The organism is Archangium violaceum (assembly GCF_016859125.1).
GTDB classification, from domain to species: Bacteria; Myxococcota; Myxococcia; order Myxococcales; family Myxococcaceae; genus Archangium; species Archangium violaceum_A.
On record NZ_CP069338.1, the window covers coordinates 8159117 to 8185000 of the forward strand.

General features: G+C 69.0%; 24 protein-coding genes, 1 rRNA gene and 1 pseudogene (1 of these 26 running past the window's edge). 19 read left to right on the forward strand and 7 right to left on the reverse strand.

Translation table 11 applies throughout. From position 1 onward, the window contains the following. Positions 1-2 precede the first annotated feature (2 nt). From lpxD to JQX13_RS34945, 6 genes are all read left to right on the forward strand, one after another. On the forward strand, positions 3-1067 hold the full coding sequence (gene lpxD / locus JQX13_RS34920; RefSeq protein ID WP_203403786.1) for a UDP-3-O-(3-hydroxymyristoyl)glucosamine N-acyltransferase: 1065 nt from the start codon (positions 3-5) through the stop codon (positions 1065-1067). Beyond that, positions 1067-1540, forward strand: coding sequence for a 3-hydroxyacyl-ACP dehydratase FabZ (gene fabZ, locus JQX13_RS34925; RefSeq protein ID WP_203412347.1), 474 nt, complete (start codon positions 1067-1069; stop codon positions 1538-1540). Before lpxD ends, fabZ begins: the two co-directional genes overlap by 1 nt. 21 nt (positions 1541-1561) lie before the next feature. Then, positions 1562-2338 (forward strand): acyl-ACP--UDP-N-acetylglucosamine O-acyltransferase, encoded by a 777-nt coding sequence (lpxA, locus tag JQX13_RS34930; RefSeq protein WP_203403787.1) that lies wholly within the window; start codon positions 1562-1564, stop codon positions 2336-2338. 7 nt (positions 2339-2345) lie between these two features. After that, positions 2346-3149 carry an LpxI family protein gene (locus JQX13_RS34935; protein ID WP_203403788.1) on the forward strand — a complete coding sequence of 268 codons (804 nt, stop codon included), beginning with the start codon at positions 2346-2348 and terminating at the stop codon, positions 3147-3149. A gap of 204 nt (positions 3150-3353) precedes the next feature. Continuing rightward, positions 3354-4373 (forward strand): OmpA family protein, encoded by a 1020-nt coding sequence (locus JQX13_RS34940; RefSeq protein ID WP_239014038.1) that lies wholly within the window; start codon positions 3354-3356, stop codon positions 4371-4373. 26 nt (positions 4374-4399) lie between these two features. After that, positions 4400-4846, forward strand: coding sequence for a hypothetical protein (locus tag JQX13_RS34945; protein ID WP_203403790.1), 447 nt, complete (start codon positions 4400-4402; stop codon positions 4844-4846). 26 nt (positions 4847-4872) lie between these two features. On the opposite strand, the pseudogene JQX13_RS34950 reads toward JQX13_RS34945, so the two are convergent. The 3 genes and pseudogenes from JQX13_RS34950 to lpxB all read right to left on the reverse strand — a co-directional run. Then, positions 4873-5499, reverse strand: a pseudogene (locus JQX13_RS34950) (MarC family protein); the annotation flags it as partial. 8 nt (positions 5500-5507) lie between these two features. Then, positions 5508-6212 (reverse strand): polyprenol monophosphomannose synthase, encoded by a 705-nt coding sequence (locus tag JQX13_RS34955; RefSeq protein ID WP_203403792.1) that lies wholly within the window; start codon positions 6210-6212, stop codon positions 5508-5510. Between the two features lie 39 nt (positions 6213-6251). Beyond that, positions 6252-7406 (reverse strand): lipid-A-disaccharide synthase, encoded by a 1155-nt coding sequence (gene lpxB, locus JQX13_RS34960; protein ID WP_203403793.1) that lies wholly within the window; start codon positions 7404-7406, stop codon positions 6252-6254. A gap of 201 nt (positions 7407-7607) precedes the next feature. On the opposite strand from lpxB, the gene JQX13_RS34965 reads away from it, so the two are divergent. After that, positions 7608-8234 carry a TIGR02265 family protein gene (locus JQX13_RS34965; protein ID WP_203403794.1) on the forward strand — a complete coding sequence of 209 codons (627 nt, stop codon included), beginning with the start codon at positions 7608-7610 and terminating at the stop codon, positions 8232-8234. Positions 8235-8239: 5 nt separating this feature from the next. On the opposite strand, the gene JQX13_RS34970 is transcribed toward JQX13_RS34965, so the two are convergent. Both JQX13_RS34970 and JQX13_RS34975 read right to left on the reverse strand, forming a co-directional pair. Beyond that, positions 8240-8806, reverse strand: a complete 567-nt coding sequence (locus tag JQX13_RS34970) for a GNAT family N-acetyltransferase (RefSeq protein WP_203403795.1) — start codon at positions 8804-8806, stop codon at positions 8240-8242. After that, entirely contained in the window at positions 8806-8988 is a 183-nt protein-coding gene (locus JQX13_RS34975) for a hypothetical protein (protein ID WP_203403796.1), read from the reverse strand. The genes JQX13_RS34970 and JQX13_RS34975 overlap by 1 nt, the downstream gene beginning before the upstream one ends. Before the next feature lie 239 nt (positions 8989-9227). Here JQX13_RS34975 and JQX13_RS34980 point away from each other — a divergent pair, with 239 nt between their 5' ends. The 3 genes from JQX13_RS34980 to JQX13_RS34990 are packed head-to-tail and all read left to right on the forward strand — an operon-like array spanning position 9228 to position 14061. Further along, on the forward strand, positions 9228-11111 hold the full coding sequence (locus JQX13_RS34980) for a DUF4388 domain-containing protein (RefSeq protein ID WP_239014039.1): 1884 nt from the start codon (positions 9228-9230) through the stop codon (positions 11109-11111). Next, positions 11111-12892, forward strand: coding sequence for an ABC transporter ATP-binding protein (locus JQX13_RS34985; protein ID WP_203403797.1), 1782 nt, complete (start codon positions 11111-11113; stop codon positions 12890-12892). Before JQX13_RS34980 ends, JQX13_RS34985 begins: the two co-directional genes overlap by 1 nt. After that, positions 12889-14061: a PHP domain-containing protein gene (locus JQX13_RS34990; protein WP_239014040.1), complete on the forward strand. Its 1173-nt coding sequence runs from the start codon at positions 12889-12891 to the stop codon at positions 14059-14061. Before JQX13_RS34985 ends, JQX13_RS34990 begins: the two co-directional genes overlap by 4 nt. Positions 14062-14224: 163 nt before the next feature. Here JQX13_RS34990 and JQX13_RS34995 read toward each other — a convergent pair whose 3' ends face one another. After that, positions 14225-16387, reverse strand: a complete 2163-nt coding sequence (locus JQX13_RS34995; RefSeq protein ID WP_203412350.1) for a M4 family metallopeptidase — start codon at positions 16385-16387, stop codon at positions 14225-14227. Positions 16388-16648: 261 nt separating this feature from the next. On the opposite strand from JQX13_RS34995, the gene JQX13_RS35000 reads away from it, so the two are divergent. From JQX13_RS35000 to JQX13_RS56005, 6 genes are read left to right on the forward strand one after another with little or no spacing between them, the layout of a single operon-like run. Further along, positions 16649-17935, forward strand: coding sequence for a 3-deoxy-D-manno-octulosonic acid transferase (locus JQX13_RS35000; RefSeq protein WP_203403798.1), 1287 nt, complete (start codon positions 16649-16651; stop codon positions 17933-17935). Then, positions 17932-18954 (forward strand): glycosyltransferase, encoded by a 1023-nt coding sequence (locus JQX13_RS35005; RefSeq protein ID WP_203403799.1) that lies wholly within the window; start codon positions 17932-17934, stop codon positions 18952-18954. The genes JQX13_RS35000 and JQX13_RS35005 overlap by 4 nt, the downstream gene beginning before the upstream one ends. After that, positions 18951-20021 carry a tetraacyldisaccharide 4'-kinase gene (gene lpxK, locus JQX13_RS35010; RefSeq protein ID WP_203403800.1) on the forward strand — a complete coding sequence of 357 codons (1071 nt, stop codon included), beginning with the start codon at positions 18951-18953 and terminating at the stop codon, positions 20019-20021. Before JQX13_RS35005 ends, lpxK begins: the two co-directional genes overlap by 4 nt. 49 nt (positions 20022-20070) lie before the next feature. Beyond that, entirely contained in the window at positions 20071-21084 is a 1014-nt protein-coding gene (locus JQX13_RS35015; RefSeq protein ID WP_203403801.1) for a bifunctional heptose 7-phosphate kinase/heptose 1-phosphate adenyltransferase, read from the forward strand. Further along, entirely contained in the window at positions 21081-21572 is a 492-nt protein-coding gene (locus JQX13_RS35020) for an adenylyltransferase/cytidyltransferase family protein (protein WP_203403802.1), read from the forward strand. The genes JQX13_RS35015 and JQX13_RS35020 overlap by 4 nt, the downstream gene beginning before the upstream one ends. A 7-nt stretch (positions 21573-21579) precedes the next feature. After that, positions 21580-21828: a Trm112 family protein gene (locus JQX13_RS56005; protein WP_203403803.1), complete on the forward strand. Its 249-nt coding sequence runs from the start codon at positions 21580-21582 to the stop codon at positions 21826-21828. Here the strand turns inward: JQX13_RS56005 and JQX13_RS35030 are convergent. Continuing rightward, entirely contained in the window at positions 21817-22920 is a 1104-nt protein-coding gene (locus JQX13_RS35030; protein ID WP_203403804.1) for a glycosyltransferase family 9 protein, read from the reverse strand. The genes JQX13_RS56005 and JQX13_RS35030 overlap by 12 nt on opposite strands. Positions 22921-22996: 76 nt before the next feature. On the opposite strand from JQX13_RS35030, the gene JQX13_RS35035 reads away from it, so the two are divergent. The 3 genes from JQX13_RS35035 to JQX13_RS35045 all read left to right on the forward strand — a co-directional run. Further along, positions 22997-23875 (forward strand): YicC/YloC family endoribonuclease, encoded by an 879-nt coding sequence (locus JQX13_RS35035; RefSeq protein ID WP_203403805.1) that lies wholly within the window; start codon positions 22997-22999, stop codon positions 23873-23875. Then, positions 23872-24504, forward strand: a complete 633-nt coding sequence (gmk, locus tag JQX13_RS35040; protein ID WP_203403806.1) for a guanylate kinase — start codon at positions 23872-23874, stop codon at positions 24502-24504. Before JQX13_RS35035 ends, gmk begins: the two co-directional genes overlap by 4 nt. Before the next feature lie 1058 nt (positions 24505-25562). Further along, positions 25563-25884 (forward strand): 16S ribosomal RNA (locus JQX13_RS35045) (it continues 1213 nt past the right edge of the window).

Below are 25884 nucleotides of genomic sequence, written 5' to 3' on the forward strand. Positions count from 1 at the left end.
CCGTGCACGCATCCAACCCCCGCCGGCTCGGGGAGCTCGCCACCCATGTGGGCGGCGAGCTCATCGGCGATGCCGGCCTCCTGATTTCGGGGCTCAACGGGCTCGCCGAGGCGAACCCGGGCGAGCTCTCCTTCTACGGCAATCCGCGCTACCGCCGGCAGTTCGAGGCCACGAAGGCCTCGGCCGTGCTGGTGGGGCCGGATGTCGAGCCCCGCGAGGGCGTGTCCCTGGTGCGTGTGTCCAATCCGCATCTGGCCTTCGCGAGAATCTCCAGCCTCTTCCACCCACGGTCCTCCTACGCGGCGGGCGTGCGGCCCGGGGCGCACGTGCACCCCGAGGCGCGCGTGCATCCGGAGGCCACGGTGATGGCGGGTGCCACGGTGGAGAAGCACGCCACCGTGGGCGCGCGCGCGGTGCTCTTCCCCGGAGTCTACGTGGGCGAGGAGGCGGGCATCGGCGAGGACAGCGTGCTGTACCCCAACGTCACCGTGCGCGAGCACTGCCAGGTGGGCGCGCGCGTCATCCTCCATGCCTCGTGCGTGGTGGGCGCGGACGGCTTCGGCTTCGCCTTCAACCCCGAGGGCGAGCGGGGCCCGGAGCACTACAAGGTGCCCCAGGCCGGTATCGTCCGCATCGAGGATGACGTGGAGGTGGGGGCCTGCACCACCATCGATCGGGCGACGATCGGAGAAACCGTCATCGGGCGCGGCTCGAAGCTCGACAATCTGGTGCAGATCGCCCACAACGTGAAGGTGGGTCCGCTGACGCTCATCTGCGCGCAGGCGGGCGTGTCCGGCTCCGCGGAGCTGGGCACGGGCGTGGTTCTGGCGGGGCAGGTGGGCGTGGTGGGTCACATCCGCGTGGGAGACCTGGCCAAGGTCGGGGCCCAGTCGGGTGTGGCGCATGACGTGGAGGACGGACAGGTGGTGAGCGGCACCCCGGCCATGCCGCATCGAGAGTGGTTGCGCATGTCGGCGGCACTGGGGCAGATCAGTGATCTGCTCAAGGAAGTGCGTACCCTGCGGCGCAGGGTGGACATGCTCGAGAAGAAGGAGAAGGGCGGATGATGGACATCATGGACATCCAGGGGCTGCTGCCGCACCGCTATCCATTCCTCCTGGTGGATCGGGTGGTGGAGATCGTCCCTGGCCAGAAGCTGGTGGCGTTCAAGAACGTCACCATGAACGAGCCCTTCTTCAACGGCCATTTCCCGGGGCATCCGGTGATGCCGGGAGTGCTCATCCTGGAGGCGCTGGCGCAGGCCACGGCCATTCTCGCCTACAAGACCGAGAACATGGATCCCACCCAGAAGGTGTCGTACCTGATGGGCGTGGATGGCGCGCGCTTCCGCAAGCCGGTGGTGCCAGGAGACCGGCTGCAGCTGAACGTCGAGGTCATCCGCCACAAGGGCGCCATCTGGAAGACCAAGGGCACGGCCACGGTGGACGGCGTGAAGGTGGCCGAGGGCGAGTTCCTCGCCACCGTGGTGGACAAGGACAAGGACAAGGACGAGAGCGGCTCCGCGGCCGAGGCGTCCTGAGAAGGTAGGGAGGTAGACTCCATGGCGCAGGTTCACCCCACTGCGGTGGTTCACCCCGGTGCTCGTCTCCATGAGACGGTGGAGGTTGGCCCCTACGCCATCATCGGCGAGAAGGTGACGGTGGGCGAGGGGACTCGAGTGGGCCCCCACGTCGTCATCGACGGGCGCACCACGCTGGGGGCGCGCAACCGCATCTTCCCCTTCGCCTCGGTGGGTGGCGCCCCGCAGGACCTGAAGTACGCGGGCGAGGACACCGAGCTCATCATCGGTGACGGCAACACCATCCGCGAGTCGTGCACGCTCAACATCGGCACGGCCGGCGGTGGTGGCGTGACGCGGGTGGGCAACAACAACCTCTTCATGGCCTACAGCCACGTGGCCCACGACTGCGTGGTGGGCAATGGCTGCATCGTCGCCAACAGCGTGGCGCTGGCCGGGCACGTGTACTTGGAGGACTTCGTCATCCTTGGAGGCCTGTCCGCGGTGCACCAGTTCACCCGCCTGGGCAAGCACGCGTTCATCGCGGGCGGGTCCATGGTGACGATGGACGTGGCCCCCTACTGCACGGCGCAGGGGGACCGGGCGGAGCTGGCCGGCCTCAACGTGGTGGGTCTGCAGCGTCACGGCTTCTCCGAGGAGCAGATCGGCCGCATCAAGGAGGCCTACAAGATCCTCTTCCGCTCGAAGCTGCAGCTGGCCGAAGCCATCTCCCAGCTGAAGACGGAGATGGGTGGCCACTCGGAGATCGAGTACCTGTTGAACTTCGTCAGCCAGAGCAAGCGCGGGCTGACGCGCTGACGCGATCGTGGAGCCCATCGGCCTCATCGCGGGCAACGGACGGTTGCCCTTCCTGTTCGCGAGCGCGGCCCGGGAGCAGGGGCTGCGGGTAGTGGCGGTGGCGCACCGCAACGAGGCGGATCCGGCCCTGGAGGCGGAGGTCGCCGAGCTGACGTGGGTGCGGCTGGGCCAGGTGGACCGCATCGTCCGTGCCTTCAACAAGGCGGGGGTGAAGCGGGCGGCGATGGCCGGAGGCATCGGCCGGGTGCGGGCGCTGACGGACGCACGGCCGGACCTGGGTGCGCTGCGCATCATCTCGCGCCTGCGCAGCTTCCGGGATGACACCCTGCTGCGCGCGGTGGCGGATTACTTCGAGTCGCACGGCATCACCATCGTGGCGCCCACGGATTGGCTGGCGCAGGCGCTGTGCCCCGAGGGGCACCTGGCGGGCCCGCGACTCCACCCCGCGCAGGAGAAGGACGTGGCGCTGGGGCGGGAGGTGGCCACGCTGCTGGGACAGGCGGACGTGGGGCAGACGGTGGTGGTTCGCAACGGTCACGTGCTGGCGCTGGAGGCGGTGGAGGGCACGGACGAGGCCATCCGCCGGGGAGGGAAGTACGGCGGGGAGGGCGCGGTGGTGGTGAAGCGTTGCAAGCCGGGGCAGGATCTGCGGTTCGATCTGCCCGCGGTGGGCCCACGCACCCTGGAGGTGATGGGGGAGGTGGGGGCGAAGGTGCTGGCGCTGGAAGCGGGGAAGACGGTGCTGCTGGACGCTCCGGAGCTCTTCCGGGGGGCGGAGAAGGCGGGCATCACCCTGGTCGGAGTGCCGTGAAGGTTCCCAGGCCGCTCACCGTGCAGGCTCCCTCACCCTCTGGGAGAGGGCTGGGGTGAGGGTCGTCTTCACCCGTGCCTGTGTGGAATGCTCGCCCCCCAGGGGCCTGTTCCGGACACTGCTCCAAGACCCAACCCGTGTTCGCGTTGCACGTGCCGCGCGTCCCGGCGAGGGTACGCTCTGGCTCGGAGGTCACCCCCCCGCATGAACGTACGCTTGCTGCTGCTGTGCCTCACCCTGACTCCTCTCTGCGCGCTCGCGGACGCGGTGCGCGTGTCGCTCCAACCCCAGGCCGCGGTGGGCAAGGGTCTGCCAGCCCTCCAGGTACACATCGAGGAGCCCATCGCTGGCTTCGAGGTGAGGCTGAAGCGCGGTGATGGCAAGGAGGTCCGGGTGAAGGGCGGCGGCGAGCCGGGCGTGACGCGCACCGTGCAGCTGGAGCAGCCCGAGGGCCGCTTCCACTACGAGGGCGAGCTGGTGGTGCGCTTCCCGGACGCGGAGGAGGCCTCGATGCCGCTGTCCTTCGATGCGGAGCTGCTGGGGCCACTGAAGCTGACGGTGGTCCCCGAGGACGTGGACGTGCAGGGGCGCAAGCTGCGCTTCACGCTGTCGCGGCCCGCGTCACGCGCGGAGGTGACGGTCCTCATGGACACCGGCAAGAAGGCCTTCGAGGGCGAGGTGCCCTTCGACGGCGCGCCCGCGGGCAAGCCGCTGGAGGTGACGTGGCCGGCGGCGGAGGGTCGTGTGCTGCGCATCTCGCTCAAGGCCTTCGACACCTCCGACTTCTACACGGCCGTGGACCTCTTCCCGTGGCGGGTGGACATCCCTCATGAGGAGGTCAACTTCCCCTCGGGCAGCGCGGAGGTCCCGGTCCCCGAGCGGCGGAAGCTGGACGCCAGCCACGCGCTCATCGCCGACGCGGTGAAGCGCTACGGCCGCTTCGCGGAGCTGCGCCTCTACATCCTCGGGCACACCGACACGGTGGGAGACACGGCCTCCAACCGCAAGCTGTCCCTCGCGCGCGCCCGTGGCATCGCGACGTACCTGCGCAAGAAGGGCCTCGAGCTGCCCATCTTCTACGAGGGCTTCGGCGAGGAGTCCCCGCTCGAGGCCACTCCGGACGAGACGGACGCGGCCGCCAACCGGCGCGCCGAGTACATCCTGGCCGTGGAGCCGCCGGCCCTGTCCTCAACCCCCTTCCCGCCGCAGTGGCGGAAGCTGTGATGTACCCTCTCAAGGAGAACCGACGGATGAAGCGACTCGTGCTGCCTGCCCTGTTCGCCCTCGCCGCCACCGGCTGCATGCACTCGGCCGAGGCCCGCATCGAACCGGCGGAGGAGGCTGGCAAGTGCGAGCTGGTCCAGACGCTCATGCGCGAGCAGGTGCCGCGGCAGCTCCTGTCCGAGTTGATGGCGGACGGGCACGACGGGCCCTCGCAGGTGCTCGTCTTCGTGCGCCGGCCCGAGGAGGCCATGCTGGAGCGCCTCTTCGTCGGAGGGGAGCCCGAGTGCGGCGGGCCCAACTACAAGGTGGTGCAGGCGATCACCCGTGAAGCGGTGGTGTTCTTCCTCCAGCCCCGGGGGAATGGCTACATCTACGACGCGCAGCGCGCGGCACCCGACGCGTTGTCGCTGGGCGGCGAGGCCAAGGGCGCGGTGACGAAGGGCGAGGGCGGCTGGGTGTCCTCCAGCATCTGAGACACCTCGGCCGGTTCTCCCTTCTCGCGGAGCAGATCCTTGCCTCCGTCCGCGATGAACTGCACCGCGATGGCCGCGAGGATGAGCCCCATGACGCGCTCGAGGATGGCCACGCCGGACTGCTTGAGCACGCGCTGCACGAAGCCCGCGGCGCGCAGCACGAAGTAGCTCGTCAAGAAGGTGAGGATGATGGCCACCAGCACGGGGATGGCGGAGAGCAGATTCTCTCCGCCGCGGGCCATCAGCACCATGGCGGTGGCGATGGCGCCGGGGCCCGCCAGCAGCGGCATCGCCAGGGGCACCAGGGCCACGTCCTCCTTGCCCACGCTCTCCTGCGTCTCGGACGGAGTGGTGCGCGTCTCCGAGGGCCGCGCGCGCAGCATGTCCAGCGCGGTGATGAGCAGCAGGATGCCTCCCGCCACCCGGAAGGCGCCCAGCGAGATGCCGAACACCTTGAAGATGACTCCGCCGAAGACGGCGAAGAAGAGCATCAGCGCGCAGGCCACCATGCACGCGCGCCGCGCCGTGCTGCGGATCTTCTCCTCCGAGTCCCCCGCCGTCATCGCCAGGAAGATGGGCACCAGGCCCACCGGGTCCACCACGAAGAGGACCGCCGGCAGCGATACGAGGAACAGGGACAGGTGCTCGGCCATGCGCTCCTCTACACCGAGAAACGCAGCTTCCACACCATCGTCAGGGCTTCGAGGAAGATCTTCCGGCTCATCTTGGACTGCCCGACGCGGCGGTCCTCGAAGACGATGGGGATCTCCTTCACCGTGAAGCCCTTCTTGAGGGTGCGGTAGGTGAGCTCGATCTGGAAGGCGTAACCGGTGCTCTTCACCGCCTCCAGGTCGATGGACTCGAGCACCCGGCGGTGGAAGCACTTGAAGCCCCCGGTGAGATCCCGGGTGCCCACGCCGAGGATGCTGCGCGCGTAGAGCGAGCCGCCCCGGCTGATGATCTTCCGGCCCACGCCCCAGTTCACGGTGCCGCCGCCGCTCACGTATCGCGAGCCCAGCACCAGATCCGCTCCACCCATCGCCGTGTCCAGCAGCGTGGGCAGGTAGCGCGGATCATGGCTGAAGTCCGCGTCCATCTCGATGACGTAGGTGTAGCCCGCCTCGAGCGCCACGCGGAACGCATGGAGGTAGGCGCGCCCCAGGCCCTGCTTCTTCTCGCGGTGCAGGACGCGGATGCGCGGCTCCTTCGCCGCCAGCTCGTCCGCCAGCTTCCCCGTCCCATCCGGGGAGTTGTCGTCGACGACGAGGATGTCTACTCGGGGATCGGCCTCGAGCACCGCTCGGGTGATGGGCTCGAGGTTGTCCCGCTCGTTGTAGGTGGGGATGCAGACCAGCGCTGGGTTCATTGCGCGGCCGGACATACCAGAGCGGCGGGGCATCCGCTCCTAGACTTTCACGGCGGGGGGAAGCAGCTCCAGGATCGACTCGGCCGCTCGGTGGGCGGCCCCGGCCTCTCCGAGCCGGGTGCGCACCTCCTCCAATCCCTGGAGCATCTCCTCGCGGGGTGCTCCAGGCACCCACAGGCGGCGGATCTCCCCGGCGATACGCTCGGGCGTCATGTCGCCCTGGAGCAGCTCGGGGACGACCCGGCGGCCGGCGAGCAGGTTGACGAGCGCCACGTGTGCCACCTTCAGCATCATGCGACCCACGAGGTAGGTGACGAGCGAGACGCGGTACACCACCACGAAGGGGCGCTGCATCAGCCCCGCCTCCAGGGCCGCCGTCCCCGAGGCCACGATGGCCGCGTCGCTGGCGCCCACCACCTCGGGGGCCCGGCCCTCCACCAGCACGGGCTGGACGCCGCTGCCCTCGAAGCGCGAGACGATCTCCTCGCGCGGGATGGTGGGGGCCACCGGCACCACCACCTGGAGCCCGGGGCGCTCGGCTACCAGCTGCTTCGCCGCGCCCACCATGGCCGGGAGGATGCGGCGGATTTCACTCATCCGGCTGCCCGGGAGCAGGGCGAGCGTGGGCGTCTCCACGGGGAGCCCGAGCTTCTGGCGGAAGGCGGTGGCGCTGGCGGGGGAGGGCATCTGCTCCACCACGGGGCTGCCCACGTAGCGGGCCGCGACACCGGCCTCCCGGTAGAAGTCCTCCTCGAAGGGGAGGATGCAGAGCATCCGGTCCACGAGCTTCGCGATCGTCTTCACCCGGCCCCGGCGCCAGGCCCAGATCATCGGCGAGACGTAGTAGGCCACGGGGATGCCGAGCTTCTTGAGGCGGGCGGCGAGCCGGAGATTGAAGTCCGGAATGTCCACGAGGATGGCGCAGGCCGGGCGGCGCTCGGCGGCGGCGCGGGCCAGCCCTCCCATCACCTGGAGGATGCGTGGAATCTTGGGCAGCACCTCGGTGATGCCCATGACGCTGACCTCATGGGCGCCGTAGAGCAACTCCACGCCCTGGGCGGCGAGGCGCGAGCCTCCCATTCCGAAGAAGGTGAGGTCCGGACGGCGGGCCTTGAGGGCGGCGACGAGCTCGGAGGCGTGGGCGTCTCCGGACGCCTCGCCCGCCACGACGAGAATCTGGGGGGATGGGGACATGAGAAGCGGCGCGCATCCTATCCGAAGCGCCGTTCGCGGGCTCCACGCGAGTTCCTGATTCCTCCCTGTCACACGGGCTTCCCTGCCTGGTTGCTGGGGTATCCCGGACCGGCTTGTCGACATTCCGAGCCGGACGTGGAAACTTCCGCCCGGGTAATCCCGATAACCCCCTCGAGGGCCGGGTACCGAGGGGGAGGACGCGTGCGCCAGGACAGCCAGATGGCCGAACTGAACAACCAGGCCGCGGAATACTGGGAGCGGGACTTCGCGCGGCGGATCGCCTTGACGCGTCCGGGTGACACCACGCGGGGCGTGTTCTGTATCGGCCTGCTGCGGGCCGTGGGTGAGCTCGGCGACGGGGTGATGGTGCGGCGTTGCCTGGCGGAGAGTGGCGAGAAGGAGTTCGTGGAGCTCTTCAACTACCCCATGGCCACCTATCTCCGGATGGTCGCCACAGCGATCCGGTTGCTGGCGGTGGAGCACGGCACCATCGACGAGGCGCTGCGGCAGCTCGGGCGGAGGGCGGCGAGGGACTTCCGTGAGTCCAAGGCCGGCAAGGCCATGGGCGTGATGCACGGAGGCGATGCCCGGCGTCTGCTGGACTCCCTGCCCGTCGTGTATCGGGTCGCGTTGAGCTTCGGCGAGTTCGACTTGACGTGGGTGGGGCCAGGGCGTGCCTGCTTCTCACTGAAGAATATCTTCATGCCCTTCCCGTTCCACGAGGGGACGCTGCTGGAACTGCTCGAGAAGATGCCCGTCCAGCGGATGACGGTGGCCGGACGCCAGACGGATGTGCTCGACAGCGAGTACGAGATCTCCTGGGAGTGACGCCGTCACGAGTCGGGTCGCCCATCCAGTGGCAGCAGCATGCAGACGCGGCTCTCGGGAGGAAATCCCGCTCGGGTCTCGTGCTCGCGAAGGGCTCGTAGCCCGGGACCCACCTCGTCGTCCCGCATGACGCGAAAGCCCCAGCGCTCGTAGTTGGGGGCGTTCCAGGCGATGTCCCGGAAGGTGATGAGCGTCATCGCCGGGTAGCCCCGTTCGCGTGCCTGACGTTTCAGCACCTCGAAGAGGGCCCGGCCCAGTCCCCGGCGTGCGTGGGCCGGGTGCACGTCGATCTCCGCGAGGTACGCCGTGCCATCCACCTCCTTGCAGAGCGCGAAGGCCGCCAGCCCTCCCTCCGCTGGAACGGCCACCCATGCGCCACCGAGCCGCTGGTACTCGCGGAGCTGTTCGAGCGTCTGGGTCTCGGCCCCGGCGATGAAGGCGTGCGCCGACTGGAGGAATTGCTGGGCGGCGAGATGCTCGAGCTCCGGCAATGCCGCCAGCTCCTCCGGCAGGGCCCGCCGCAGGGTGTAGCCGCGCCAGGTCGTCTCCCCCTCCATCTCGCGCTCACGCATCAATCGCTCGGCTCCTTGCCTTCATACTCGGGAGAAGTGCGCTCGTCGGGGTGCTTCGGCTGCTCGCTCTCGCCGGCGCGTCGCTGGAGCTCCCGCTTGGCCTCCTCGAAGTCCTGTTGGGTATCATCTCGCGCGGGTGGTTTTCCTTCTCTGTCGAAGACGTCCGATCTCTCCTGGCCCATGGGGCACCTCCTCCGCCAAGAAGGTGGGGACGTCCGGGTGCCGCTTTCAAGGCGGCCGGACTCCAGCATGAGGGGCAACCCTCGCGGTGGTCTCCCTGAACTCTTTCACCTGGAGAGCGCTCCGCCTCTCCCTGGGCGGCCAGGCGGTGTCGCGCCCCGGGTGGAAGCAGGGGACCGCGGGCCAGGGGATGTGGATACCCACTGATGCGAGCGGGCCGAATGTGTACACTCGCCGGCCCTTGAAGACGCTTCTTCTGGCCGAGAGCCATCCGCCCACTCTGGAGCACCTCACCGGGTTGTTGTCTCAAGCCGGGTACACCGTGCGAGCGGTGAGCGACCCCGGTTCGGCGATGGAGCACTTCGTCGCCGACAACCCGGACCTGGTGGTGGTGTCCGTGGATCTGCCGCGCCTGCAGGGAACCCACGTGGGGCACCTCATCCGCAACCACAGCATGGGTGCGCGGGTGCCCATCGTGGCCATCGACAAGGGGCATCTGGGCCGGGCGCGCGGCGTGACATCGGTGTTGGATCTCAAGGTGAATGCCTACGTGGCGGACCCGCTCAAGCCGGGCGAGCTGGTGGGCAAGCTGCAGTCGCTGGTGGCCGGTGCCGCGCAGAACGAGGCTCCGCTCAAGGGCGTGCGGGCGATGCTGTCGCGCCCGGCGGTGGTCAGCGGCGATCTCAAGGGCTTCCCGTTGCCGGCGTTGCTGGTGTCGCTGTACCGGGTGCGCCGCGATGGCGTGCTGGTGGTGGCCTACAAGGATCTCACGCGGCGGGTCTTCTTCGCCCGCGGTGGCGCGGTGAACTACGACTCGAGCGCGCGGCAGGACACGCTGCCCCAGTATCTGCTGCAGCGCCAGGTGGTGACCGAGGCCCAGGCGGAACGGCTGGTGCAGGCGCTGGCCTCGGGCCTGCGCATCGGCGCCGCGCTGGCGGAGTCCGGGGTGGAGGCGGCGGGCGAGGAACTGCTGCAACTGCTGCGCGACTACACGCAGGATCGGCTGGCGCAGGTCATCGGCATGCGCGAGGGCCGTTATGCCTTCTACCCCGGCGAGGAGTTCCAGGCCGAGGTGGCCACGGTGGAGACGCCGGCGCTGGCGCCGATCCTCGATGGGGCGCGGCGGGCCATTCCGCTCAAGGTGCTGGCCGCTCCGTTGCGCGCGCACCAGGCGGAGTTCCCGGTGCGCACGCCCGAGTTCGGCAGGGACCTGGGCGCGCTGGGGCTGAACACGGAGGACCTGAAGATCGTCATGCAGGTGAACGGGCGCATCGCGCTGCGGGACCTGCTGGCGCACGGGCGCGGGGACTTGCGGCGTGGGTACTCGCTGCTGTGGTTCCTCAAGCTGGCCGGCTGCATGAGCTTCTCTCCGACTCCCGTGGCGACCGGGCCCGGCGAGGTGGTGGCGGTGCCGGACGTCATCGCGCCTCGCAAGCGCAAGCCGCTGGACGCGGAGACGGCGGCCAGCCTGCGCGACGGCGCGGTGAAGATCATCACCGGCAGCTACTTCCGGTGCCTGGGGTTGGACATCGCCGCGGACACGGAGGCCGTGGAGCGCGCCTACCACGAGCTCGCCACGCGCTTCCACCCGGACAGCTACGCCGAGTTCGACACCTCGGAGATGAAGGATCTGCTGGACTCGGTGCAGGAGAAGCTGTCGGCGGCGTACCGGGTGCTGTCGGTGGAGGAGAAGCGCAAGGCGTACCTCCAGTACCTGATGTCGCGCATGGACGTGGGGCGCGCCACCACGGTGAACGTGGACGCGGAGATCATCCTCCGGCGCGGAGAGGCGGCCCTCAAGCGCAAGCAGTACCGCTCGGCCCTCATCCACTTCGAGGAGGCGGTGACGCTCAACCCGCTGGAGCCCGAGTACTACTCGTACCTGGCCTGGGCCACGTTCCTGGCCGGCACGGGGCCGAAGGAGGACCGGGCGAAGGCGGCGCAGAAGGTGCTCCGCAAGGCGCTCTCGCTCAACCCGTACCTGGAGCGGGCGCTCATCATCTCGGCCATCATCGACAGCGAAATGGATGAGGCGTCCGTCGCGCGCAAGAAGCTGCTGAAGGTGCTCGAGCTCAATCCCAATGCCCAGCTCGCCAAGGCCGCGCTGCGCAAAGTAGGTCGGTGATGCACAAGTCGTTGTGGCGGTTGCTGGGTCATGCGCGGCCGCACGTGGGCGTGCTGGTGGTGGCCTTCGTGTGCATGGCGGTGCTGGGGCTCGCCACGGGTGCCTACGCGTACCTGATGGGCCCGGCGCTGCGCTTCCTCCTGTCGGGCGGCGAGCAGGGTTTTGGCGGCGCGCAGCCGGTGCCGTGGCTGTCGGGCCTCCCTCGCGAGGCCGCGCTCTGGGCCTTCCCCGTGGTGGTGGTGACGGTGGGGCTGGTGAAGGGCGTGGGGTACCTGGGCCAGTTCTATTTCATGGGCCTCTTCGCCCAGAAGGTGGTGGCGGACCTGCGGCGGGAGCTCTTCGTCCGCCTCTCCTCGCTGTCACCGGCGCAGCTGGCGCGCGAGCGGATGGGCGATCTGCTCAGCCGCTTCTCCGCGGACGTGCAGGCGGTGGAGATGGCGGCCATGTACACCGTGGGCTCGTACCTGCGGGACTCGCTGCAGGTGGTGGTGCTGGCCGGTGTGGCGTTGTCCATCAGCCCGTTGATGGGTGGGTTGATGCTGTGTGTGCTGCCCCTGGCGGCGCTGCCGGCCTCGAGGCTGACGCGCAAGGCGCTCAGGGGCACGCGCGAGGGCCAGGTGCAGCTGGGGCACCTCGCGGGGCAGATCCAGGAGGGACTGGGCGGAATGCGCACCATCCAGGCCTTCAACGGGCAGGCGGCGGAGCTGGCGCGCTTCTCGGCGCACGCGCGGGCCCATGAGGAGGCCCTGGTGAGGGCCGCGTGGGCGCGAGGCGGAGTGCCCGGGCTGATGGAGGTGCTGGCGGCGGCGGCGCTCGCGGGCTCTCTGGCCTACGCGGCGGCCACGCACGCGATGGAGCCCGAGTCCCTGCTGTCGTTCCTCACCGCGGTGATTCTCGTGTACCAGCCCATCAAGGATCTGGGGCGGGTGACGCAGTTCGCGATGCAGGCGGGGGCGGCGGGAGAGCGGCTCTTCGCGCTGTTGGACCTGCGCCACCCGGTGGAGGACGCGCCGGGGGCCACGGAGGCGCCGGCGCTGGAGCGAGGCATCCAGGTGGAGGGCGTGCGCTTCTCCTACGGGGAGCGGCGGGCACTGGAGGGACTGACGCTGGAGCTGCCCCTGGGAAAGGTGGTGGCGCTGGTGGGGCCGAGCGGTGGGGGCAAGAGCACGCTCACCCATCTGCTGCTGCGCTTCGAGCGCCCCCAGGAAGGCCACCTGCGCTTCGATGGGGTGGACGTGGACCGGTACACGGCGGCGAGCGTGCGGGCGAAGTTCGCGCTGGTGACGCAGGAGCCGTTGCTCTTCTCGGGCAGCGTGCTGGAGAACCTGCGCTATGGGCGGCCGGACGCGACGCGCGAGGAGGTGGAGGCGGCGGCGCGGGTGGCGAACGCGGACGGCTTCATCCGGGCACTGCCCGAGGGGTATGACACCCGGGTGGGCGAGCGCGGCGTGAAGCTGAGCGGAGGCCAGAGGCAGCGGCTGTGCATCGCGAGGGCGGTGCTGTCGCGCGCGCCGGTGCTGGTGCTGGACGAGGCGACGAGCAGCCTCGATCCGGAGAGCGAGCGCGAGGTGCAGGCGGCGCTCGCGGCGGTGTTGCCGGGACGGACGGCGTTGGTGATCGCCCACCGGTTGTCGACGGTGGTGGACGCGGACGTCATCTGCGTGGTGGAGGAGGGACGGGTGGTGGAGCGGGGCAGCCACCTGGAGCTGTTGAAGGCGGGAGGCCGTTACGCGGCGCTGTGGGCGCTGCAGACGTCGGGCGCGGAGCGGGGTGCCGCGTGAAGCCGGCGGTGCTTGCGGGCAAGCTGCTCCGGGCGCTGCTGGGGCTGGTGCTGCTGGTGCTGGGGATGGCGGGGTTCTTCACCCTCGCGGCCTCGTACGTCGAGTATCCGGTGGTGCCCTCCCTGGCAGAGGGACCCGGGTGGCTGCGCGGGGCCTTCCATGTGCACACCACGCGCTCGGACGGGCGGGGCACGGTGGAGGAGGTGGCCGCGGCGGCGAAGGCGGCGGGGCTGCGCTTCGTGGTGCTCACGGACCACAACGATTTCACCCCGCGGGAGCCCGTCTTCCTGGACGGGGTGTTGCTGGTGCCGGGCGTGGAGATCTCGACGGCCCATGGCCACCTCGTGGCGTTCGGAATGCAGCGTCCGCTGGAGGGGGTGCGGCCGTGGATGGACGGAGGGGAGGCGGAGGCGGCGGTGGAGAAGGCGGGTGGTGTGAGCGTGCTCGCGCACCCGGTGCAGGAGCGCAACCCCTGGCGCCACGAGGAGGCCGCGCGGCGGGCGGATGGCTTCGAACTCTACTCCGCGGACACGTTCTTCCGGGACGCGCTGCGCCATCCCTTCAGCCGGTTGCTGCCCGCGGTGGGCGCGTCTTTCAGCAATCCGGTGCACGGGGTGATGCTGCTCGTCGAGCCGGGGCCCGAGCCCATGGCACGGTTGCTGGAGCTCGAGCGGGGAAAACCGCGGGTGGCGCTGTGCTCGCACGACGCGCACGGGCTTCCGCGCTACGAGGACGTCTTCCGAGCGTTGGCGATGTACCTGCCGGACACCCGGGAGCTACCGGGGGACGCACGGGCCGCGGCGGAACTGGTGGTGAAGGGGCTCGCGAGAGGCGGAGCGGTGTGCGCCTTCCGGGCGTTGGGCGAGCCGGAGGGCTTCGCACTGGAGGGCCTGTCCACCGGGAGCCGGGAGGCGCACGTAGGCGACGTGCTCACGGTGCGCCTGCCGCCAGGGGTGGGGGACCAGGTCCGAGTCGAGGTCCGGGGAGCGGGGCGGTTGAGACCGGATGGCAGGTCGGTGGAACTGGTGGAAGAAGGATCGGTGCAGGTGGAGGCGTGGGTGCGAGCACCGGGACGCTTCTTCGGCACACAGTGGCGGCCGTGGCTCGTCCCGAGCCCGGTACGGGTACTGCGCACCACCCCCTCTCCCTCCGGGAGAGGGAAAGGGTGAGGGTATGTACCTCCCGGGCTCCCCTCCGTGAATCGAATCCGTGCCCAAAAAGGAGAACGGCCGCCCTCGCCAAGGAGAGAGCGGCCGTCCCAAATCCTACCCCGTCAGGAGGAGAGGCCCGCGCCGCTCAGCCACGGAGCGGAGCCGTCACCCGAGGTCATCCTCAGTTGTAGTCAGCGCGGAGCGAGAGGTTCTCGTACCCGCCCTTCGCCCCGAAGAGCTTGATGTAGTAGTTGCCGGGGCGGGCGTTGTTGAGGTTGCAGTTCTCGGTGTTGTGATCCTTCACGTCGCGGCAGTCGTACTCGAACAGGCTGGGCGCGGAGCCGTGCTGCACGTAGAGGTCCGCGTTGCCGGAGCCGCCGAAGATGCGGATGTGGATGTTGCGGAGGCTGCCGTTGGGGTTGGCGGGAACCTCGAGCTTGTAGATCTGATCCGAGCCCGCGATGCCGGAGAGGCCGTCCAGCTGCACGCCGCGCTCGAGGGGGATGTAGCCACCCTTCCAGGTCACGGTCAGCGTCACGCCGGAGTAGGCGTTGTAGCCGTTGAGCATCACATACCAGGTGCCCTGGGACGGGGCGGCGAAGGCGCAGGTCTCCGCGTTGCCGGACTTGTAGGGGCGGCAGTCGTACTGGCTGGTGGTCGGCGCGCTGTTGAAGCGCACGTACATGTCCGCGTCACCGGTGCCGCCGCTGATGCTGACGCTCAGATCATACGCACCCTCGGGCACCTGGAAGCTGTAGTACGTCTTGGATCCCTTGGAGCCGGCGATATCGGACACGGGGACGTTCTTCTCGACCGGGGTGCTGGCCGGAGGAGGGATGGGCACGCCCACGCCCACGGCCTTCCAGGCGTTGGAGACGGAGGCGATGGTGGCCGCGTCGTAGCCGAGCTGCTGCGCGGCCTGCTCGGTGGCGATCTTCGCCTGCTCGAACGTGGTGCTGGCCGTCATGATGTCGGCGTTGGCCTTGTAGAAGATGCGCGCGGCCTTCTCGATACCGATGCCCTCCACCGCCGTGGTCGTCTTGCCCGTGGGGTGCGTGCCGCCCTGGCTCAGCAGGTAGAAGGCCAGGTTGGAGATGCCCGAGCTGTAGTGCACGTCCACGCCGGAGTAGTAGTCCGGGTAGTAGTCCAGCGAGTCGCCGTCCTGGGTGGGGTTGGCCATGTAGCGCAGGGCGTCGCCCGGGGTGGCCGGCGTCCAGATGTCGTCACCCACCAGCCAGGTCTCGGCGCTGACGACCTTGCCGTCGCCGTACCACTCGCACACGGCGCCGAAGATGTCGGACATGGACTCGTTGAGGCCGCCGGACTCACCCGAGTAGATGAGCTCCGACTCGTAGTCCGTCACGGCGTGGGTCAGCTCGTGCGCGGTGACGTCGAGCGACTTGGCCAGGTTGATGGCGGTGACCTCGTCGCCGTCGCCGTACACCATCTGGGTGCCGTCCCAGAACGCGTTCACGTACTTGACGCGGTGGTGCACCGTACTGATGAGCGTGGCGCCCGCGTTGTCGATGGAGTCACGGCCGAACAGGCTGTTGTAGCAGTTGTAGACCGTGCCGAGGTGATCGTAGTTCTCGTTGACGATCGCATCGGCCACGGGCGCCTGACCCTCGGTGCGGGCCAGGGTGCCCGGCAGGGTGGTCAGGTTCTTTCCGTCGTACATCTTCCGGCTGAGGCCGGCGGTGTGCACGTGGGGGATGCGCGCGACGAAGGAGCCATCGGCGGCGTCCACGAGCACCGAGTCATCCACGGGGGTGCCATCGGCCTGCTCACCGGTCTGGCGGACCTCGTAGACCAGGAGGAGCTTGTCGCCGGAGCGGTAGTAGAAGAGCTCCGGCTCACCCGCGATGCGGGAGGACTTGGGGGCCGAGCGGTCCTGCTCGGCCGCGGAGATGGCGGCCTCGGGGGCGATGGTCGCCTTCTCCGGGCCCTTCAGGTCGCCGCGGATGTTGGTATTGGCCGCGAAGATCTTCCCGCCGCGCGCGTGCAGGCGCAGCTCGCCGCCGTAGATGGCCCGGCCGTTGTGGCGCACGCCATAGCGCAGGTGGGTGTCACCCTGGGCGTCCGTGTAGGCGCGCTTGAGGACGAGGTTGGCCGGGTCGAGCCGGAACTGGGGCGCGATGCTCGCCAGCGTGGGGCCGAGGTCCGTGGTGAGCGCGGCGCCAGGGGACGCGAGCTCCGGTACGTTGCCCAGCTCGCCGGTGATGAAGCGGGCCACGCCCGCCTCGTCGGCATCCACGACGTTGGTGCCGAGGGCGGACGCGAGCGTCCGGGTGGCCTCGGGCTTGTTGCCCGCGGGCGCGTTGCTCTCGGTGCACGCTCCCATCATCAATGACAGCGCCGCTATTCCAAGGACTCCACGAATTTGATGCTCCACTGTGGCTGCCTCCTGTGCCCTGTGACTCAGGGTGTCGTGAGCGTGACAAATGGGTCTGACAATTTCAAGCAATTCGAGCAAATTATGGTTTTGCTGTTATCCTAGAAATTAAGAAATAATGGGCGATGAAGGGACGGGGTGGTGCTGGTGGCGTGGGGGGCGTGTGCTGCTGGCGGGGGCGGCATCTGGTAGAGGGACGCGGCCCCGGTCGCCATGCGCCTCCTCTACGTCCTCGCCAGCTACCTGCTCTTCGCCGTGCTCTTTCCGGTGTTGTCGCTGCACCGCAAGACGCGGCACGGGCTGCGGCAGCGGCTCGGCTTCTACGCACGGGGAGAGCTGCCTGAGCGAGGACCCGGCCCGACGTTCTGGCTGCACGGGGCGAGCGCGGGGGATCTGCTGGCTCTCTCGCCGATGTTCGGCCCGCTGAGGGCGCGCTTCCCGGGGTGCCGCATCGTGCTCTCCACGATGACGAACTCGGGCTACATGATGGGGCGCGAGCGCCTGGCGAAGCAGGTGGACGGGGTGGTGTACGCGCCATACGACCTGTGGGGTGCCACGCGGCGGGCGGTGCGGGCGATACGGCCGGACCTGTTGGTGCTCGAGTACACGGAGATCTGGCCCAACCTCATCCGGGCGGCGAGGCGGGCGGGAGTGCGCGTGGCCCTGACGAACGGGCGTTTCTCTCCGGCGCACCAGGGGAAGTACCGGCTGTTGTTCTCGCTCATCGGCAATCCGCTGCGGGACATGGACCTGTTCCTGATGCGAGGGGAGGACGAGGCGGAACGGGTGTTGGGGTTGGGGGCGCCGGGCGAGCGGGTGTTCATGACGGGGAACACGAAGTTCGACGCGCTGGCGGCGGTGGATGTGGGCCGGGAGGACGAGGCGCTGCGGAGCGCGTTGGGGCTGAAGGTGGGGGAGCGGGTGTGGATCGCCGGCAGCACGCACGAGGGCGAGGAGGAGCACCTGCTGGCGGTCTATCGCCGGTTGCTGGAGGCGCACCCGGACCTGAGGCTGGTGATCGCCCCGAGGTACATCGAGCGAGCGGGGCGGATCGTCGCGTTGGCGAGGGAGGCGGGGCTGCGCGTGGGGTTGCGCTCGAAGGGGAACGAGGAGGGAGGGCGGGTGGTGGTGTTGGACACGATTGGAGAGCTGTCGAGGGCGTACGGGCTGGCGACGCTGGTGTTCGTGGGCGGGTCGTTCACGAAGCGAGGAGGGCAGAACATCCTGGAGCCAGCGGGGCAGGGGAAGCCGGTGCTGTTCGGGCCGCACATGGAGAACTTCCGGGACAGCGTGCAGGTGTTGGTGGGGAGGGGAGGCATCCAGGTGAAGGACGCGGAGCAGCTGTACCGGGTGATGTCGGAGCTGCTGGCGAAGCCGGAGACGGTGGCGTCGTTGGGGGAGCTGGCGAGGGCGACGGTGCGGCAGATTTCAGGAGCGAGCCAGCGCAACGTGGAGCACATGGCGCGAGTGCTCGCCGAGCGGCTGCCCGGGTCCCGATGAGAATCCTGCACCTGCTCGCGAGCCCGTTCTGGAGTGGCCCCGCGGAGAACGTGGCGTTGCTGGCGTTGGCGCAGCGCGAGGCGGGGCACGAGGTGACGGTGGCGGTGGACCGCCTGCGGACGGAGGTGTCGGCGGAGGAGCCGGCGGTGCCGCGGTTCGATGCGCTGGGGCTGCTGGACGAGGGAGGGTTGGAGCTGTCGGTGAAGTCGCCGCCGTGGAGGGTGTGGAGGGATCTGCGGCGGTTGAAGGCGCGAAGCGTGGACGTGGTGCACGCGCACTTCACGCATGATCACCTGGTGGCGAGGTGGGGACGGCCGAGGGGCGCGGTGTTGATCCGCTCGGTGCACGCGCCGAGGTCGCTCAGGAGCTCGCTGCCGGGAGCGGACGCGTACACGGTGCCGTCGTCCTCGGTGATCACGAGGCTGGTGGGCCGGCGGGTGAGGGTGTTGCCGCCGCTGGTGGATCCGATGTTCCGACCGGCGGAGGATCGGGAGGCGCTGAGGCGGGAGTTGGGGCTGACGGGCTCGCCATTGGTGGGGATGGTGTCGACCTTCCAGCCTTCGCGGCGGCACGCGCTCGGGGTGGAGGCGTTCGCGAGGCTGCGCCAGGGACACGCCGGAGCGAGACTGGTGCTGGTGGGGGACGGGGAGCTGGTGGAGCCGGTGCGCCAGCAGGTGCGCGCGTTGGGGCTGGAGGCGGCGGTGACCTTCGCGGGGTACCAGAAGGGCGAGACGTTCGTGCGTTGGCTGCGAGCGCTGGACGAGGTGTGGGTGCTGGGGCTGGGGAACGACTGGAGCGCGAGGGCCGCGGCGCAGGCGAGGGCCTGTGGGGTGCGCGTGGTGGCGGTGGGGGAGGGCAACCTGCCGTCGTTGGCGGACGTGCTGGTGGAGGAGCCGACGCCCGAGGCGGTGGTGGAGGCCTCGGAGTCGGGGACGAGGGCGCTGGTGGCGCACCCGAGCAACGAGGAGATCGCCGCGGAAGTGCTCGCGCTGTACGAGCAGGCGAGGGCGGAGCGGTGAGCGAGCCGGCTCCGAGGCAGGAAGCGCCGACGGCGATCGAGCGGGTCTTCTACCCGGGGAGGGAGGAGGACTGGGGCCGGAAGGCGCTGCTGGCGCCGCTGGAGGTTCTGGCCTGGGGCTACGGGGCGGGGGTGAGGCTGAGGGGAGCGCTCTACGACGCGGGCCTGCTGCGGGGCGAGCGGGTGGAGGGATTGCGCGTCATCTCGGTGGGCAACCTGAACGTGGGAGGGACGGGGAAGACGCCGGCGGTGCTGTACCTGGCGGAGCTGCTGGTGCGGGAAGGCAAGCGGGTGGGCATCCTGACGAGAGGGTATGGGCGAGGCTCGAAGGCGCCCGTGACCTTCACGGGAGCGGGGCCGTTGCCCTCGGTGGAGGAGGCGGGGGACGAGCCGTTGCTGCTCGCGCGCCGCTGTCCCGAGGCCCGGCTGCTGGTGGGAGCGGATCGGCGGATGCTGGCGCGTCGGGCGAGGGACGAGTTCGGGCTGGAGGTGGTGCTGCTCGACGACGGCTTCCAGCACCGGAAGCTGGCGAGGGACGAGGACGTGGTGGTTGTGGACGAGGCGGTGGGCTTCGGCAACGGCCGGATGTTGCCGAGAGGCCCGTTGCGCGAGCCGCTGTCGGGCTTGAACCGGGCGACGCTCTTCTGGGTGCGAGCCGCGACGACGCCCGGGCGGGCCTTGCCATTGCACGGGGCTCCGCGGGTGCGGACGAGGTATCGGCCCACGGCGTGGGTGGATCCCTCGGGAGCGCTCCATCCTCCCGAGGCACTGTCCGGGCAGCCGGTGTTGGCGTTGGCGGGGCTTGCTCGGCCGGGGGGCTTCCTGCGGACGCTGGGCGAGCTGGGAACGGACGTGCGGGGCACGGCCTTCTTTCCGGACCATCATCGCTTCAGCGAGCGGGAGCTCCACGAGGTGGGCGCACGGGCGGCGAGCCTGGGGGCGCGAGTGGTGACGACGGAGAAGGACCTGGTGAGGCTGCCTGGGGGCTTCGAGACGTGGACGGTGCGCCTGGGGGTGGAGGTGCTCGAGGGCGAGTCGCACCTTCGCCGGGCGCTCGGGCTCGGGTAGGAAACGGTCGGCTTGTGGATGGGGAGTTGCTGTGGGACAACGCGCCGCCATGGCTGCCGTGCTGCCCGCCCGAGTGACTCCTCCCCTGGTCCAACTTCCATTGGTCTTCGCGCGCCGGAAGGTGCTGTTGGTGGGGGATCTGGTCGCCGACCACTACATCTACGGTCAGACGGACCGGGTGAGCCGGGAGGCGCCGGTGCTGATCGTCCGCCACGAGTCCTCGGAGGTGAAGCTGGGGGGCGGGGCGAACGTAGCGGCGAACGTGCGAGCGCTGTCGGGACGGGTGACGGCGGTGGGGGTATTGGGGGCGGACGAGATGGGGAGGGCGCTGCGGAAGCTGTTCGACGAGGCGGGAATCGAGCTGAGCGCGGTGAGTGCGAAGGGCGTGGAGACGGAGACGAAGACGCGCATTCTGGCGGGTGGGGTGAACACGACGCGGCAGCAGATGTTGAGGCTGGATCGAGGGCAGCGGGGCCCGTTGCCGCCGAAGCTCCGCCGAGCGTTGGTGAAGCGGGTGGAGGAGGCCGCGAGGGACATGGACGCGGTGGTGGTCTCCGATTACGGCGCGGGGGTGGTGGGGGAGGAGATGCGCGAGGCCCTGGGCAGGTTGGCGGCGGACGGGCTACCGGTGTGCGTGGACAGCCGCTACAGCCTGTCGGCCTTCACCGGGGTGACGGTGTGCAAGCCGAACGAGCCGGAGCTACAGGCACTGGTGGGCCGGCCGTTGCGGACGGAAGCGGAGCTGGTGGAGGCGGGGCACGAGGTGGTGCGCCGGATGAAGTGTCAGGCGCTGCTGGTGACGAGGGGCCGGCACGGGATGGCGCTCTTCGATGCGAAGGGCGGGGTGGACATGATTCCGGTGCATGGCGCGAAGGAGGCGGTGGACGTGACGGGGGCGGGGGACACGGTGATCGCGGCCTTTTCGCTGGGGTTGGCGGCTGGGGGAGGCTTCGGGGAGGCGGCGAGGCTGGCGAACGTCGCGGGAGCGTTGGCGGTGCAGAAGCTGGGCACGGCGACGGTGACGCGGGATGAGCTACTGGGCGAGCTGAGGAGCGCGCGGTGAGCACCTCGAACAAGGTGAAGACGCTGTCGGAGGTGGTGGAGCAGCGCGAGCGCTGGAGGGCGGAGGGGAAGAAGGTGGCGCTGGCGAACGGGGTCTTCGATCTGATCCACGTGGGGCACGTACGCTACCTGGAGGGGGCGAAGCAGCTGGCGGACTACCTGGTGGTGGCGGTGAACTCGGACGCGTCGACGAGGGCGTACAAGGGACCGGGCCGGCCGCACATTCCGGAGGGGGAGAGGGCGGAGATGGTGGCGGCGCTGGCGTGTACGGACCGGGTGCTCATCTTCGACGAGCCGAACGTGCGCCACATCATCCGGGCATTGAAACCGGACGTGCACGTGAAGGGGACGGACTACACACCGGACACGATACCGGAGGCGGACGAGGTGAGGGCCTACGGGGGCCGGGTGGCGGTTGCGGGGGATCCGAAGAACCACAGCACGACGGAGCTCGCGCGGAGGCTGCAGGCGGAGCGAGGGTCGAAGTAGAGAGTCCATGCCACTTCCGGACTGGCTGCTCGCGACGCTGGCATGCCCGAAGTGCAAGGGCACGCTGCCCCCCCCACTCCCTCTCCCACTGGGAGAGGGTCGGGGTGAGGGTATGCGAGCCCCGAGTACGAATCCTATGAACCCCCCTCTGGAGGAACTGCACTGCGAGAACTGCCGTCTCGCGTACCCCATCCGGGACGGAGTTCCGGAACTGTTGCCCGAAGAATCGCGCCCACTCCCAAGCTCAGGGAGTTGAAGAATCCCGGGCCGAAAACCCGTGGGCGAAGGCTCGAACCTCCTCGAAGACGCGAGCCTGGAGGTCGCCACCCGAGTCGACGACGGGGGTGAGGTCGACCATGCGATGGGGAGGGTAGGGGTGTCCCCAGCGGTCCATGTCCATGCGGAGGAAGAGGCCGAGGGTCGGTGCGCCGATGGCGACGGACAGGTGCATGGGGCCGGTGTTGTTGCAGACGGTGAGACCGGCGGAGCGCATGAGGGCGGCGAGCTCGTCGATGTTGGTGGGTGGAGCGAGCTGGGCGCCTGGGGCGGCGGCCACGACGGTGCGAGCGAGTCCCTCCTCACCGGGCCCCCAGGTGACGATGGGGGTTCGCCCGGAGGCGATCAACGCGCGAGCGGCGGAGGCGAAGGCCTCGGGAGGAATGCGGCGCCAGCCGAGCCTTCCGCCAGGGTTGACGACAGCGCGAGGGGAGCCGGAGCCGGCCTCGAGCCAGGCGCGGAACTTCTCACTGACCTGGGGCGCGCGGAAGGACATCAGCTCGTGGGGAGGACTCTCCAGGAGGGGGGAGAGCAGGTGCACGCGTTGGAGCACCTCGCGATTCGTATCGGAGCGGGCCGGAACGGAGAGCGAGTGGAGGTAGTGGACGGGCCACATGCGGGGGCCGATGACGATGGAGCGAGGCCCGACGAGCCGGGAGATGAGGGCGGAGGTGACGGAGGGGGTGGACCAGTTGGCGCAGTCGACGACGACATCATAGTGCTCGCGGCGCAGGTCGCGGATGCCGGGGGCGAGGGGCCCGAGCCAGAGCAGACGCCGGTTGAAGGGGATGATCCGGTCGGCCTCGGGGTGTCCGGCGATGACACGGGCGACCTTGGAGTGGACGAGGACGTGCACTTCCGGGGGCTGGGGCGAGGCCTTGAGGGTACTGAGGAGGGGAGTGGTGAGGAGCGCCTCGCCCACCCGGTTGTCGATACGAACCAGGAGGACGCGCCGGGGGGAGGGGAGGGGGGCTCCCACCTTTCTCCGGCGACCAGGGCGCCAGAGGAGGGAGGAAGCCACGAGAGCGAGTGCCAACTTTGCCCACAACTCGAGCCGCTTGTGCCAGACCATCGGGGGGCGGACCATAGCAGAGAGGATCCGCGCAGGTGGCTTGACCTGCTGGCCGGAAGCGCCTAGCAAGCCGCCAATGTTGAAGAGCATGACCGGGTTTGGAGCGGGACGAGCGCGAGTGGGGGACGAGGAGTTCTCCGTGGAGCTGCGCTCCCTCAACCACAAATTCTGCGAGGTGAAGGCGCGGCTGCCGAGGGAGCTGGCGGCGCTGGAGTCGGCGGTGACGAAGCAGGTGAAGGACCGACTCGCCCGCGGCTCGGTGGAGGTCTTCATCAAGAGGCAGACGGCGACGGCGGCCGGGACGGTGCCGGTGGTGGATGTGGCTCTGGCGCGGGAGTATGCGCGGGCCTTCCGTGAGGTCGCCGAGGCACTCGGGATGATGGCCGAGGTGTCCTGGACCCATGTGTCCAACCAGCCAGGGGTGATGCGGCTGGAGGAGCGGGGCATGGACGTGGAGTCGGCGGCGCAGGCGGTACAGGCGGCGTTGGAGCAGGCGCTCGGCGCGTTGGAGCGGATGCGGCAGGTGGAGGGAGAGGCGATCCACGCGGACCTTGAGGCGAGGCTCGGGCTCATCGAGCGCTGGAGCCGGGAGGTCGCCGCGCTGGCACCCCGTTCAGTGGAGGAGTACCGCCAGCGGCTGGCCGAACGCGTAGCGGAGCTGGCCCGAGGCATCTCCGTGGACGAGCAGCGGCTCGCTCAGGAAGTAGCCGTCTTCGCCGAGCGGACGGACATTGCCGAGGAGATGACGCGGCTGGCCAGTCACCTCGAGCAGTTCCGCCAGTTGATGGCGGGGAGCGAGCCGGCGGGCCGCCGCATGGACTTCCTCGTGCAGGAGATGCACCGCGAGGTGAACACCACTGGCTCGAAGAGCCAGCACGCGGAGATCTCCTCGCGAGTGGTATCGATGAAGGCTGAAGTCGAGCGCATCCGCGAACAGGTCCAGAACGTCGAATGAACGAGCCCACTTCTCTCCAGCCCGGCATCCTGCTCGTCCTCTCCGCGCCGTCGGGGACGGGAAAGACCACCTTGGCGCGCCGCCTGCTCGGCGAGCTGCCGGATGCCCTTTTCTCCATCAGTGTCACCACCCGGAAGCCCCGAGGACGGGAGCAGGACGGAGTGGACTACCACTTCGTGGACGTCGCCTCCTTTCAGGAGCGCATCGAACGGGGCGAGTTCGTCGAGTGGGCCGAGGTCTACGGTCACTTCTACGGCAGCTCCCAAGCCGTGGTGGACGAGGCCCGAGCGCGGAAGGGCGTGGCCCTCTTCGACATCGACGTGCAGGGCGGGCTGGCGATCAAGCGCAAGCACCCCGACACGGTGCTCGTCTTCGTCGTACCTCCCGCCATGGAGGAACTCGAGCGACGCTTGCGCGAGCGTGGAACGGACGCGGAGGACACGATCCGGCGCCGGATGTTGGCAGCCCGCTCGGAGATTGAGCGAGGAGTTGCCTCATACGACTACATCATCGTGAACGACGACTTCGAACGCGCCTATCGGGATCTGCACGCGATCGTCGTCGCCGAGCGCTGCCGCCGGGGTCGGGTAGATCTTTCGAAACTCCGGCTGGAGAAGTCGGGAACCTGAACGGAAGGAATGAAGTGAGTTTCGGGAGCGGTTTCCCCTTCACCGCCGAGTTGGAGTCGGTGCGGATGACCAGGCAGGGAGGCGTCGCCTCCTCCAGGACGGGGAGTCCGGGAAGGCCACACGGGGTGGTGTGGCGTAGGTGAAATAGCTTGCGCTGCCTGATCTCTTGGTGGATAAGCCGCTTCACCTCTCGGCGCGGTGTCACACGCGTGACACTTCAGCGAAGTGAGCTGTTCTTTTGATCATCAATATTAGGACCGGAAGGCTTGGGCAGAGTCGGCTGTAGACGCGGCGACTAGCCAGGGCTGGATGGGGCGGGTCGATGAAGTTGACAAGTCCTGAAGGTGGTCCTAGATACTGAGAACCTCGTCAGTCCGGCTGGAAAAAGCCGACGGCGAGTGGAATCAACCGGGCTGAATCGGTGGTTGACTCCAGGCGCGGCGGTGATAGAAGCCGCGCCCCCTCGGACGGGAAGCGAGGTCGCAACGGCGGCCAGGAGTTCCGGACGAGCGAAGTGAAAGAGGAAATAGAAAGTCAGCGAGCGAAGTTGACTCTCAACGCGGCGGTGGTAGAAGCCGCCTCCCCACGAAACGGCGGAAGTCGCGCAGGCGACAAAGCCGGGACGGGGCGGAAGAAAGAGTCGACGAAGCGGGTTGACACGAGACGCGGAAGTGAAGTAGATTCCGCGCCCCCTCGACAGGAAGAAACAAGGCGCCCCGGCGCGGTGTTGGCTCCCCACGAGGCGAAACGGTGAAGCGGGGCGACAACGGCCGCTTGACAGAAAAGCCGCTTCGAAATAAAGAATGCAGCCCCCGAGGTTGAATGGGGTGCAGCCGAGAAGTAGAGGAAGCGTAGCAGAAAGCCGCGGCGGCAACAAGCGGCTCGGTCTTTGAAAACCAAATAGCAAGCCCAAGAAGAAGACGATTGCGGAAACCGCAGTCAATTCTAAACGGCGCCCCAAGAGAGTCGGCGTGAGTCGATTCCGGGGTGCCCTGAACAGCGAAGTCGGGAGTCCCGTAGCCGGGCCCTGACGGATGCCGGTTCAAAACCTTCAATTTCAATTGGAGAGTTTGATCCTGGCTCAGAACGAACGCTGGCGGCGTGCCTAACACATGCAAGTCGAGCGCGAATGGAGCAATCCTAGTAGAGCGGCGCACGGGTGCGTAACACGTGGATAATCTGCCTGGGTGTCTGGGATAACCAGTCGAAAGATTGGCTAATACCGGATAAGCCCCGGGAGCTTCGGCTCCTGAGGGAAAAGGTGGCCTCTGTATACAAGCTATCACATCCAGATGAGTCCGCGGCCCATCAGCTAGTTGGCGGGGTAATGGCCCACCAAGGCGACGACGGGTAGCTGGTCTGAGAGGACGATCAGCCACA